The organism is Bacillus sp. NTK074B, from assembly GCF_017303375.1.
GTDB lineage: Bacteria > Bacillota > Bacilli > Bacillales > Bacillaceae_B > Rossellomorea.
Window position 1 is genome coordinate 303,331 of sequence record NZ_JAFKOH010000002.1, and the last position, 12,154, is coordinate 315,484.

10 protein-coding genes are annotated in these 12,154 nt (G+C 42.0%); all 10 read right to left on the minus strand.

What is annotated here, in order from left to right; translation table 11 throughout:
* Positions 1 to 27: 27 nt before the first annotated feature.
* The 10 genes from trmFO to lepB all read right to left on the minus strand — a co-directional run bounded on the left by trmFO (position 28) and on the right by lepB (position 12,007).
* The gene (gene trmFO / locus JI667_RS04855) at positions 28 to 1,326 is read right to left on the minus strand and encodes an FADH(2)-oxidizing methylenetetrahydrofolate--tRNA-(uracil(54)-C(5))-methyltransferase TrmFO (protein ID WP_206850951.1); all 1,299 of its coding nucleotides are present in this window, start codon (positions 1,324 to 1,326) and stop codon (positions 28 to 30) included.
* Between the two features lie 317 nt (positions 1,327 to 1,643).
* Positions 1,644 to 3,719 carry a type I DNA topoisomerase gene (gene topA / locus JI667_RS04860; RefSeq protein ID WP_206850952.1) on the minus strand — a complete coding sequence of 692 codons (2,076 nt, stop codon included), beginning with the start codon at positions 3,717 to 3,719 and terminating at the stop codon, positions 1,644 to 1,646.
* 293 nt (positions 3,720 to 4,012) lie between these two features.
* Complete coding sequence (gene dprA / locus JI667_RS04865) at positions 4,013 to 4,888, minus strand: DNA-processing protein DprA (protein ID WP_206850953.1); 876 nt, start codon at positions 4,886 to 4,888, stop codon at positions 4,013 to 4,015.
* A gap of 77 nt (positions 4,889 to 4,965) precedes the next feature.
* The gene (gene sucD / locus JI667_RS04870) at positions 4,966 to 5,868 is read right to left on the minus strand and encodes a succinate--CoA ligase subunit alpha (RefSeq protein WP_098351794.1); all 903 of its coding nucleotides are present in this window, start codon (positions 5,866 to 5,868) and stop codon (positions 4,966 to 4,968) included.
* A gap of 16 nt (positions 5,869 to 5,884) precedes the next feature.
* Positions 5,885 to 7,045 carry an ADP-forming succinate--CoA ligase subunit beta gene (gene sucC, locus JI667_RS04875; protein WP_206850954.1) on the minus strand — a complete coding sequence of 387 codons (1,161 nt, stop codon included), beginning with the start codon at positions 7,043 to 7,045 and terminating at the stop codon, positions 5,885 to 5,887.
* Between the two features lie 250 nt (positions 7,046 to 7,295).
* Positions 7,296 to 7,577 carry an EscU/YscU/HrcU family type III secretion system export apparatus switch protein gene (locus JI667_RS04880; RefSeq protein ID WP_206850955.1) on the minus strand — a complete coding sequence of 94 codons (282 nt, stop codon included), beginning with the start codon at positions 7,575 to 7,577 and terminating at the stop codon, positions 7,296 to 7,298.
* Entirely contained in the window at positions 7,574 to 9,334 is a 1,761-nt protein-coding gene (locus tag JI667_RS04885; RefSeq protein WP_206850956.1) for a hypothetical protein, read from the minus strand. Before JI667_RS04885 ends, JI667_RS04880 begins: the two co-directional genes overlap by 4 nt.
* Before the next feature lie 365 nt (positions 9,335 to 9,699).
* Positions 9,700 to 10,482, minus strand: a complete 783-nt coding sequence (locus JI667_RS04890; protein WP_206850957.1) for a ribonuclease HII — start codon at positions 10,480 to 10,482, stop codon at positions 9,700 to 9,702.
* Positions 10,483 to 10,572: 90 nt separating this feature from the next.
* Positions 10,573 to 11,439 (minus strand): ribosome biogenesis GTPase YlqF, encoded by an 867-nt coding sequence (gene ylqF / locus JI667_RS04895; RefSeq protein WP_206850958.1) that lies wholly within the window; start codon positions 11,437 to 11,439, stop codon positions 10,573 to 10,575.
* 28 nt (positions 11,440 to 11,467) lie between these two features.
* Positions 11,468 to 12,007 (minus strand): signal peptidase I, encoded by a 540-nt coding sequence (gene lepB, locus JI667_RS04900; RefSeq protein ID WP_368077879.1) that lies wholly within the window; start codon positions 12,005 to 12,007, stop codon positions 11,468 to 11,470.
* Between the last annotated feature and the right edge of the window lie 147 nt (positions 12,008 to 12,154).

The following is a 12,154-nucleotide window of genomic DNA, read 5'->3' on the forward strand; positions in this document are numbered from 1 at the left end:
ACAAGAGAGCTACCCTTGCAATAAATTTTACACTTTTTTCACAAAGTTCTGAATTGTTTCTAATGCCCTGTTGGCATGCTGCTCATTCCGTTCTTTTTTACTTTTAACCTTTTTGGGAAGATCAGGGAAAAGACCGAAATTGGCATTCATCGGTTGAAAGTTATTCTTATTCGCAGTGGTAATGTATCTTGCCATACTTCCGATTGCCGTATCATACGGGAACACAAGGGGCTCTTCTTCCCTCGCAAGTTTCGCTGCATTGATCCCTGCGATCAGACCGCTTGCCGCAGATTCCACATACCCTTCCACCCCTGTCATTTGCCCTGCGAAAAAGAGCTGTTCATGACTCTTTAATTGATAAGTATCCTTAAGGACATTCGGTGAATTAATAAAAGTGTTCCTATGCATGACCCCGTAACGGACAATATCCGCATTCTCGAGGCCGGGAATCAATCGAAGCACCTCTTTCTGAGGCCCCCACTTTAGATGGGTTTGGAAACCGACAATATTATAAAGTGTTCCCGCAGCATCATCTTGCCTTAATTGTACTACAGCATACGGACGCTTTCCCGTTTTAGGATCTTCTAACCCAACCGGTTTAAGCGGTCCGAATAACATTGTCTTCCTTCCCCGTGCAGCCATGACTTCGATCGGCATGCAACCTTCGAAGAAAACTTCTTTCTCAAATTCTTTCAACGGGACCGTTTCTGCGGCGATAAGAGCTTCATAGAAAGTATTGAACTCATTTTCAGTCATCGGACAGTTCAGGTAAGCAGCTTCCCCTTTGTCATAACGGGATTTCAAATAGACCTTATCCATATCTATGGAATCTTTCTCGATGATTGGAGCAGCTGCATCATAGAAATATAAATGTTCTTCCCCTGTAAGATGTTTGATTTGTTTTGACAGATTTTCACTAGTAAGGGGGCCGGTCGCTATGATCGTAATCCCCTCTGGTATGTGTGTGACTTCTTCATTCATTACCGTCACATTCAGATGATTTTTCACTTTATCCGTAACCAACGCTGCAAATTCATGGCGATCAACGGCCAACGCCCCTCCAGCTGGTACGGAACAGGCATCAGCTGCTGACATGATGATTGAATCCAATCGTCTCATTTCTTCTTTCAACACTCCCACTGCATTCGTAAGAGTATTTGCTCTAAGTGAGTTACTGCACACAAGCTCTGCAAATTTATCTGTATGGTGGGCAGGCGTTTTAACAACGGGTCTCATTTCAAATAGATTGACTTTCATTCCCCTTTTAGCGATCTGCCAAGCGGCTTCACTACCTGCTAGCCCTGCTCCGATGACGTTTACTGACATGATTCTACCTCCTACAGTCCGGGCTTTATCCAATCTGCATTCTACATCACGGGACAATGATAAGAAAGATAAATGTATATTAAAAATGTATATCAGTTGTTTTTGAAAAAACACAAAAGGGCTGACCCATTAGGCAATAGAGAAATCACCTGTTGGGACAGTCCCTTGTTACATTGTATTCGTTCATTGTTCAACAATCAATCTTTTTTATTGACTCTGTAAACAATTCGCGTTAATTCGGCAGTTCTTAGTGATCATTGGATATTCTCCAACAGGTCCTCTCAGATCATATATCGTGGCCAAAAAACAAATCTATCTTATTTCTGAGTTTCTTCCTTATAATCACAGTTCGTACACTGAATTTGATTACCTTTTTTAAGCTTCTTCTCTACGAGCAATTCCGAACATTTAGGACATTTGCGTTCAATTGGTTTATCCCAGGATAAGAAATCACACTCAGGATACTGATCGCATCCGTAAAAAATACGTTTTTTCTTGCTTTTCCGTTCAATGATATTTCCTTTTTCGCATTTAGGACACTTTACACCGATCTCCTTGACGATCGCCTTTGTGTTCCGACAATCCGGAAAATTGCTGCAAGCCATAAATTTCCCGTATCTACCCATTTTGATTACCATCGGATGGCCGCATTCTTCACAATCTTCCCCGGCGGGTTCATCACGGATTTCGATTTTCTCCATCTCATTTTCCGCTCTCTCCAAGTGCTTTTCAAAGTCTTGATAAAAGCGATCGATGATCCTTTTCCACTTAACATTACCGTCTTCAATATCATCTAGACTGCGTTCCATGTTTGCTGTAAATTCGACATCAATGATATCCGGGAAGAATTCCCTTATCAATTCTAAAACAATTTCGCCAAGCTCGGTCGGAATAAAACGCTTATTATCAAGAGTCACATATCCCCTGCGCTGAATTGTATCGAGAGTCGGTGCGTAGGTGGAAGGTCTACCGATGCCGAGTTCCTCTAAGGTCTTAACCAATCTTGCTTCGGTATACCTTGGTGGCGGCTGGGTGAAATGTTGATTCGGATCAATGTTTTCACTTTTCACCTTATCGCTTTCTTCCAATTCTGGAAGGAAGTTATCCTTTTCTTCTTTTTGATCGTCAGATCCCTCTACGTATACTTTCATGAAGCCCGGGAACTTCACTTTCGAACCAGTCGCTCTAAACATGACCGTATTGTTCACAAGATCAACACTCATTGTATCCATGATTGCCGGTGCCATCTCACTGGCCACGAATCGTTCCCAGATCAATTTATAGAGCCGGTACTGATCTCTTGAGAGAAACTCTTTCACCGATGAAGGGTCCCTTAAGGTACTGGTTGGCCGAACTGCTTCGTGGGCATCCTGTGATTTTTGCTGTTTTTTCTCTTTGCGGTCAGACTGCTTCATAAATTCCTGACCGTATTTGTTCACGATATACTCATTTGCTTCTTTTTGAGCTACTTCAGAAATACGGGTGGAGTCCGTTCTCATATAGGTGATAAATCCAACGGTTCCTTGTTTTCCCATCTCAATCCCTTCATACAATTGCTGAGCCAGCATCATCGTCTTTTTTGCCCGGAAATTTAATTTCCTGGCAGCTTCCTGCTGTAGGGAAGAAGTAGTAAACGGAGGAGCCGGATTCCTTTTTCTTTCCTTCTTCGTCACTTTATTCACTTCAAAGGATTTCCCTTTTACTTTTCCGAGCACATCCTTTACATCGTCCTCGGTCTTCAATTCAACCTTCTTACCGTCGATTCCATAAAATGATGCTTGGAACGTATCGTTTCCTTTAGTGAATTCAGCTTCTATGGACCAGTATTCTTCAGGCGTGAAGTCTTTGATTTCATTTTCTCTGTCAATGATTAACCGGACGGCAACGGATTGCACCCTGCCGGCACTGAGCCCCTTTTTAACCTTTTTCCACAGTAATGGGCTAATATTGTAGCCTACCAATCGATCCAGAACCCTTCTGGCTTGTTGTGCATCGACCAGGTCCATATTAATCGCGCGGGGATGTTTAAAGGATTCTTTGATTGCATCCTTTGTGATTTCGTTGAATACGACACGGCACGCTGAAGAGGTGTCCATATCCAGACTGTGTGCAAGATGCCACGCAATCGCTTCCCCTTCTCTGTCGGGGTCGGCTGCGAGAAAGATTTTCTTTACCTTTTTCGCTGCCGTTTTCAGTTCTTTTAATACAGGTCCCTTACCGCGTATTGTAATATACTTCGGTTCGAATTCGTTTTCAACGTCCACACCCATTTGACTCTTTGGCAAGTCGATGACGTGACCCATTGAAGCCCTCACTTTATATTTTTTTCCTAAATAACGTTCAATTGTTTTCGCCTTAGCCGGCGATTCCACTATTACTAAATAATCTGCCATCCAATAAGCCTCCTTAAAGAGGAAAATAATCACTGTTTATAGTACCTTGGAATGAACAAGCTCAAACGGAAACGTTTACACTTACATTCACATAGGTATGAAATTGATTTCAGTGTAGAAAAGTACTGCGCTAAACTCTTTTTTTCTCTTAAATACAGTTTTTGATTCCTGTTGCAAAATGTATAACAGTTTTACCATAATTGCAACCATTTTGTATAAATAACTTGTATTTATTCAATTATACACATGTATAAAACGGTCTTGATATACTATTTTTTCTTCGTTTTTCCGATTTAAACACGAAGTTCTGAAATAATATCTTCTATTGATAAGACCATTTTTGCCCCTTCTTGAATGAGGGTGTTTGTTCCTTCTGCCAGAGGGTCATATATCGAACCTGGTAAACATAGGACTTCCCGTCCTTCATTCAATGCATAATCTGCCGTTATGAAGGTTCCGCTCTTTTTTTGGGCTTCTGTGACCAGAACAGCGTCACTAAGACCACTGATGATTCGGTTTCTGAATGGGAAATGCCATTTTTCGGGTTTTATATACGGTGGATATTCTGAAATAAGCAAGTCGTGCTTCATCATATATTCCGCAAGGTCAACATTCTGTTTAGGATAAATATGCTGGAATCCCCCACCCAGTACACCTATTGTTTTCCCCCCTGACCTTATCGCTTCTTTATGAGCGATCGTATCTGCACCCTTAGCGAGTCCACTTACAATCACCACGTTTCTTTCAGTCAGTTTAGGGATCATATTATGAAGAACTCTTTCAGTATAGGAGGTGGCGTTTCTCGAGCCGATCACAGCTAACTTTGTTGAGGATTGAAGCAGTCTTTTGTCCCCCTTTAGAAAGAGCAGGAAGGGTGGATCATATACGTTTTTCAACAATTCAGGGTAATCATCATCAAAGAGGGTGATCCACTCGATACCATTCTCCTCATAGAGTTTCATATAACGATGGGAAGGAAAGGAATGAAGGTCTTTATAGAAGAGTTCTATATTCATAGAGCTTGAAGTGGTTATTTGTTGGAGCTTGGTTGGAGATAGATGAAATATAGAGTGAAGGTGACGATAGCTTTCTATCAGTCGTTTGGTTTCTTTTATACCTATGCCCCGGCAATGATGAATATGAAAGAGCATTCTTCGATTATCTTTCATTTACAGCCTCCTGAACTTATTTAGTAGTTAAAGATAAAACTGAGACTGATAGCAATGCTATCAGTCTCAGATCTGGATTAATGGGTTTTACATTTATCGAGGATACCCTCTTCTTTCAATACTTTGATCAATGTTTCTCCCATATCTGATGGTGTCGGAGCCACCTGAATTCCACATTCATTCATAACACGGATCTTCTCATCAGCCGTTCCTTTACCTCCCGAAATAATCGCACCTGCATGGCCCATACGCTTCCCTGGAGGCGCCGTACGTCCACCGATGAATCCTACTACAGGCTTGGTCATATTGGCTTTGATCCACTCAGCAGCTTCTTCTTCAGCAGTACCGCCGATTTCTCCAATCATGATGACCGCATAGGTATCTTCATCTTCATTGAACGCTTTCAGTACATCGATAAAGTCTGTTCCATTCACAGGATCTCCACCGATACCGACTGCTGTAGACTGTCCGATGCCAGCTTGTGAAAGTTGGTGAACGGCTTCATACGTCAGTGTACCAGAACGGGAAACAACCCCAACGTGGCCTTTTGTGTGGATATAACCAGGCATGATCCCGATTTTACACTCGTCAGGAGTGATGACTCCGGGGCAGTTTGGCCCGACAAGACGTGTTTTCTTACCTTCCATATAACGCTTTACCTTTACCATATCCAAAACAGGGATATGCTCTGTGATACAAATAGCCAAATCAAGCTCTGCATCAACGGCTTCCATGATTGCATCTGCAGCAAATGGTGCCGGAACATAAATGACGGAAGCATTTACGCCAGTTGCTTTCTTTGCTTCTTCAACAGTATTGAAAACAGGTACGCCTTCAACCTCTGTTCCGCCTTTTCCAGGTGTAACACCTGCCACGATCTGTGTACCGTATTCAAGCATTTGCTTGGTGTGGAAAAGAGCTGTTGATCCTGTAATTCCTTGTACAACAACCTTGGTATCTTTATTAATAAATACGCTCATTAGTCCCCCGCCTTTCTCAGCCTACTTGCTCAACGATTTTTTGTGCGCCGTCTGCCATGGATTCAGCTGCAATAATATTCAATCCTGATTCATTAAGGATTTCTTTTCCTAAGTCAACATTTGTACCTTCAAGACGCACTACAAGAGGCACTTGAAGCCCGATTTGCTTAGCTGCTTCTACTACACCTGTTGCAATGACGTCACATTTCATGATTCCACCAAAGATATTGACGAAAATACCTTTGACGTTTTCATCAGATAGGATGATTTTGAATGCTTCTGTTACCTTTTCTGCCGTGGCGCCGCCCCCAACATCAAGGAAGTTAGCGGGATCTCCGCCATAATGCTTCACGATATCCATCGTAGCCATGGCAAGACCGGCGCCATTTACCATACAGCCGATATTACCGTCAAGGGAAATGTAGCTCAGGTCATATTTAGAAGCTTCGATTTCTTTTACATCTTCTTCTTCAAGATCGCGTAATTCAATGACATCCTTTTGACGGTATAATGCATTTGAATCGAAGTTGAACTTCGCATCAAGTGCCATAACGTCTCCGTCACCTGTCACGACTAATGGATTGATTTCAACAATCGAAGCATCCTTTTGGATGTACACATTATAAAGACCCATCATGAACTTTGCTGCTTTTCCAACAAGTTTTTGAGGAATATTGATATTGAAAGCGATACGTCTCGCCTGGAAACCCGTTAATCCAACTACGGGATCAATGTACTCTTTAAAGATTTTCTCAGGTGTTTTTTCTGCTACTTCTTCGATTTCTGTTCCGCCTTCTTCTGAAGCCATAAGGACAACTTGGGAAGTCGCACGATCGAGTACCAGTCCTACATAATATTCTTTCTTGATATCACAGCCCTCTTCGATAAGTAAGCGCTTTACTTCCTTACCTTCAGGACCTGTTTGGTGAGTGACTAAAGTTTTACCGATTAACTCATCTGCATATGTACGCACTTCGTCCAGGCTTTTAGCGATTTTAACTCCGCCAGCTTTACCTCGACCACCTGCATGGATTTGGGCTTTCACTACATACACGCTGGAATTTAACGTCTTCGCCGCTTCTACTGCTTCTTCAGCTGTAAAAGCCACTTTACCATTCGGTACGGACACCCCGTAATTTCTGAGGATTTCTTTACCTTGATATTCATGGATATTCATTTTCCATCCTCCTATCAAACTCTTCAAAAAATAGACTGCGCTTTCATTGTATTAAATGATAGTATATATGTCCACCATTATGCTAAAAATATTATATTAATTTAAAAATTCTGAACATATTTTAATAGAATTCTTCCTCGTTACGCCGTATTTAGCGGAAGTAGTACCCATAAATTATTATACTTAAAAAATATAATCCTCTTCGAAACTAGTGAATATATTGTAAGAACTACATGACTAAAACCATTATTTATTCCTTTTTGGATAGATCTCTGTCCAATCGGTAGATGAATGCAAAGACTTCTGCGACTGCCCCGTATAATTCCTCCGGGATGGATTCACCGATATCCAGGTTCCCGAGCAAGGACAACAAGCTCTTATCTTCTTGTACAGGTACTCCATGCTCATTCGCTTTTGAAAGAATGTTGTCAGCAATGATGCCTTTTCCTTTTGCCACGACTTTTGGTGCTGATCCTTCTTGCTGGTCATACCCTAATGCGATTGCTTCTCTCCGCTCACGCCGGCTTTTCATATTTTCACATCAACTCCGGAAAAGGTTTGATTACTCTCATCACCAAAGATTTTATCTGAAAGATTTGCGTGTTTATCAGGAGCCTTCACCTTTAGGGTAGACAACTGATAGTCAAGCTTATCCAGCCCTTCCTTCAACTCAGGAATGAATGATTGGGACAAAGTTTCGATCCGAGGATGGTCATTCCAAATGGTGAGGGAAATCACACGATTTTGAACCTGCATATCGATCAATGTCTCATTGATTCCCTCCAGGTTTAAATAAAATAATACACGGCAGTAGTCTCCGTCTATTACCCCCTTCTCTTTTTCTTTTCCTGTCCACTGCAATGTGATGTCGGTGTTTCGCCCGAACAGATACAGGGGAAATTGTTGCACGATTGTCAGAAATGGGGAATGGTCTTGGGATTGAAGAACTTGATGGTTCATTTTCAGAACAATGTCATCGGCTAATTGGCGGATATCTGATGCAGGGTGATTCAGGCTCAATCCAATGAGATGCTCCTTGAGTGTCTGACTTTGGATCTCATATCCTTTATGAAACTGAGCTTCATAGTTGATCCCGAAATCACCAATCACCCTTTTCAATACTTTAGCCAATTCTTCTCCCCTGAGTTTTTCTGTGAGTTCTAATACCGTTTGATGATGCAGCTGTTGAAAGACCTTCTCTTGATTGGACGAAGGGACACGCCCCCCCCACATCTCTTCAAGCCTGGTAAGATTCATCTCCACCAGGTTCTCCTTTCCTGCCAATCTGACAAGCTGTTTTGTCCCTGCTTCGGGGGCACCTTCTTTATTTACAGTCAGTGTGTTCAACCATTTTTCAACTAGTGAGTCAGCTGCTTTTTGGGATTCGGGCCCGTTGCCAACCTTCGCTAGCCGGTTCAGTTCATTCCGAAGATTCTCAGGTGAACGAATTGGAGGTGAAGTGCCTTGTAAAAGCTCTCCATTTTGCTTTCCTTCTGACGTTTTCCCTTCCAAAATCATCCCTGTTAACCCTTCCTTCCACTGATGCATGACGGTTTCTTTTGAAAAGAATCCAAGGGTCTTCAATAAATCAAAATGGCCCAATCGGCTTGAAAAGGTTTGTGAAGAATCTGCTAACCCAGTCAAGGCTTTAATGACAAGGTTTTCGGATATGTTCATACTGATGGGCTTTTGAAGCTTTTGAAGCAAATGAAGAGTGTCTGCATCCCTCCCTGTTTCCTTCAACCTCGAAGAAAGTGTGTCCAACATGGAAATAAAATCACCCTTTTCCCCGGATTTCATTGAAAAAAATATCCTGTCTGTAAACGGCATATTTCTTTTTGCCATTTCAACGATTATCTTGACGTTAAGAGATGCTTCTTTACCTTTAACATATTTCTCTGCAAATAGCAGCATTTCTTTATGAATGGGTATTTTATTCTTGACAAGTTCCATCACCAATGAAGTCATTTCTTTCTCATTGGCCGAAATGGATAAATGGTGTAAGAGTTTGGATGCAATACCCTCCCCATCTGCATTTTGAGATGGTATCAACTTGAGGCTTACTCCATTTTCCGTTTGCTTCACTTCAACCCAGTACCGCTCTCCTTCTTTCAAAGGTGCTTCGAGTTTTGCCACGAAACGCTGACCATTAGCAGACACTTCTGCAGTATCATCACCCAATAGCTTATGTACCTTTATATTTAAAACCTTTCCTTCTTGTAAAGAAAATGGTTTCCCCCCCGCAGAGGAGAGTGGGTGATTGCCTGCAGGACCATGAATGTGGGTCATCTTTTCATCCCCCTGTCCCATGATTTAGTCGTTATACTGGAACTCATCCTTCTGTATTTGGATGTTTTCGTAATCTTTGTGTTCTTCAGAAAGTGCCGGTTGATTTCCGCTCCTATCAACGCTAAGCATGGGTTTCTTGTGAAAAATAATGTACATGCTATACGTTAAACAACCATTATTTTCCAAAATGTTGAACAGTCATGTCTACTTTTATAGTAGATATCTTGTTCCATCAATGGCTTTTTGTTTCTATTGAGCTCAGTCACGCAAATCCACCCCGTTCAAACTGGTCGACAGAGCTTCGCAAGATTCAGTTTTCAAACTGATCATCTCTATGGAAATGCCTTCTATTTACTTACTTTCACTTAATGATCGGTGTGAAGTATCTCTTTTACTGGTGCAAAGCTTTTTCGATGAAGAGGTGTCACACCTAATTGCTCTAATCCTATTAAATGATCTTTTGTTCCATAGCCTGCATTTTTCTCGAAAGCATAGCCGGGATATTCCAGAGCATATTCCTTCATCATCCGGTCCCTTGTTACTTTGGCGATAATCGAAGCTGCAGCAATGGATATGCTTTTCGCGTCTCCTTTAATAATTGACTGACTCTGATATGGTGATTGAATTTCCATCGCGTCAATCAATAAATAATCAGGCTGAATGGGCAGCTGGACGATTGCTTCATTCATCGCCTTTTTCGTCGCTTGATAAATATTGATGGAATCAATTTCTTGCGCATGGACCATACCAATGCCAATTGAAATAGCATGCTTCCGAATATATTCATAATACTCTTCTCTTTTCGCCTCTGAAAGCTTCTTGCTATCATTCAATCCAGCTAAATAGAAGTCAGGTGGCAGGATGACGGCTGCCGTGACGACCGGCCCGGCAAGGGGTCCCCTCCCCACCTCATCGATCCCTGCGATATGGGTATAGCCTTGTAGGCGAAGCTCCGTTTCGTACCGTGTGAGAAGATCGAATTCTTCCTTCTCCTTCTTTTTTTTCATCCGTTCCCGTTCTAGCTGTATCAGAAGTTTCTGAACACCTTTTCTATCATCCCGTTTCAATTCCTCCAAAATCGGATCAGAATCAGACAGGTCCTCGATCAATTCTTTAATCTCTTTGATTGTTCTATGTACTTTCGTCACTCTTCTTCCCCCTCATTTATATCGGATCATCCCCACAAAAATAAAGAGGCTGTGTAAAAGGGATCTTTCCCCTTTTCCAGCCTCTATTCGTTATTCATCATCCTGTTCAGTTTCACCAATGAAATCAAACGTCATTGGCCCCAATTGAACATTTCGGATATCCCTGACGATGATTTCAGACGTCTTGTCATAGTCCACTTCTCCGCCTGTCATCAGACAGCCTCTTTTGGCCCCGATCCTATCGAAGCTATCCACAACCTCTTCAGGCATTCCATTAAGGCCGTAGCGCTCTTCCAGACGCTCAGGATAGTGTTCTTCAAGAAAGCGCAAACCATATACAGCAATATCCTGTAAATTCAGAATTGTATCCTTGATTGCACCTGTTAGGGCCAGTTTATAACCAACCTTTGGATCTTCAAACTTCGGCCAAAGTATCCCGGGGGTATCAAGCAATTCCAGCTCTTTACCGACTTTGATCCATTGCTGGGCTTTTGTCACACCTGGGGTATTCCCGGTTTTCGCAATATTTTTCTTCGCCAACCTGTTGATTAATGTAGACTTTCCTACATTAGGAATACCTACTATCATCGCTCTGATGGCACGTGGTCTCATTCCCCTCGACTTCATGCGGTCGAATTTATCTTTCAGGATTTCTTTAGCTGCCTGCACGATGACTTGAAGGCCCTTACCTGCCTGCGCGTTTACCGCAAGGGCAGTAATACCCTGCTCATTGAAGTAGGCAATCCACTCTTTTGTCCTCTTTGGGTCAGCCATGTCCGCTTTGTTTAACAAGACGAGTCTCGGCTTCTGACCAATTATTTCTTCAATCATCGGATTTCTCGAGGATAATGGAATTCTTGCATCTACTAATTCAATCACAATGTCTACAAGTTTCAATTTCTCGGTAACTTGTCTACGGGCTTTAGCCATATGCCCTGGAAACCATTGTATTGTCATATGACCACCTCCAAACGACTTTTTTCTATTATTTCACCAAACCGAAATCTTTAACAGGCCAATAAATCACTTTTGTGTCCCCGATCACTTCATCAGTCGAGACCGTCCCGATATGGCGACTATCCTTACTGAATCGACGATTATCACCCATGACAAAGATTTCCCCATCCGGAACAGTTTCTTCACCGGTAATATCCTTCAACGTGAAATCTTCGGTTAAGACACCGCCGTTCAATTGATCTTTGTATTCTTGTAAATACGGTTCAGCATAAGCTTTTCCATTAACATATAATGTATCGTTTTTATATTCAACCTTATCTCCAGGCAATCCAATGACACGCTTGATATAGTCCTTGTGTTCAGGCGCATGGAATACGACGATATCGAACCTCTCAGGCTCGCCAAGTTTACTTACAATCATTCGATCACCATTATGTAAAGTAGGCATCATAGATAATCCATCAACCACAATAGGTGCGAATAAGAAGAATCTGATAATAGCAGCTAAACCTACTGCAATCAGCAGTGCCTTCATCCATTCCCACCACTCGTTTTTTTCCTTAACCACATCTCCACCACCCAAAATATTTTCTATCTTTTTCTATTCTACTAGAAATCCTTCTAATTCTCATTAAAAAAAGGTGGTTTCCCTAAAATAGTCGAAATTCCGCCCTGTGCCGAATATTATGAGGGTTTTAGGAAAAGGAAAAGGAGC

Bases quoted from the DNA above. Each gene is read 5' to 3' on its own strand.
- JI667_RS04880 (WP_206850955.1), bottom strand. From the start codon at position 7,577: ATGAAAAGCCGGCGTGAGCGGAGAGAAGCAATCGCATTAGGGTATGAC.
- trmFO (WP_206850951.1), bottom strand. From the start codon at position 1,326: ATGTCAGTAAACGTCATCGGAGCAGGGCTAGCAGGTAGTGAAGCCGCT.
- JI667_RS04885 (WP_206850956.1), bottom strand. From the start codon at position 9,334: ATGACCCACATTCATGGTCCTGCAGGCAATCACCCACTCTCCTCTGCG.
- sucC (WP_206850954.1), bottom strand. From the start codon at position 7,045: ATGAATATCCATGAATATCAAGGTAAAGAAATCCTCAGAAATTACGGG.
- dprA (WP_206850953.1), bottom strand. From the start codon at position 4,888: ATGAAAGATAATCGAAGAATGCTCTTTCATATTCATCATTGCCGGGGC.
- ylqF (WP_206850958.1), bottom strand. From the start codon at position 11,439: ATGACAATACAATGGTTTCCAGGGCATATGGCTAAAGCCCGTAGACAA.
- topA (WP_206850952.1), bottom strand. From the start codon at position 3,719: ATGGCAGATTATTTAGTAATAGTGGAATCGCCGGCTAAGGCGAAAACA.
- sucD (WP_098351794.1), bottom strand. From the start codon at position 5,868: ATGAGCGTATTTATTAATAAAGATACCAAGGTTGTTGTACAAGGAATT.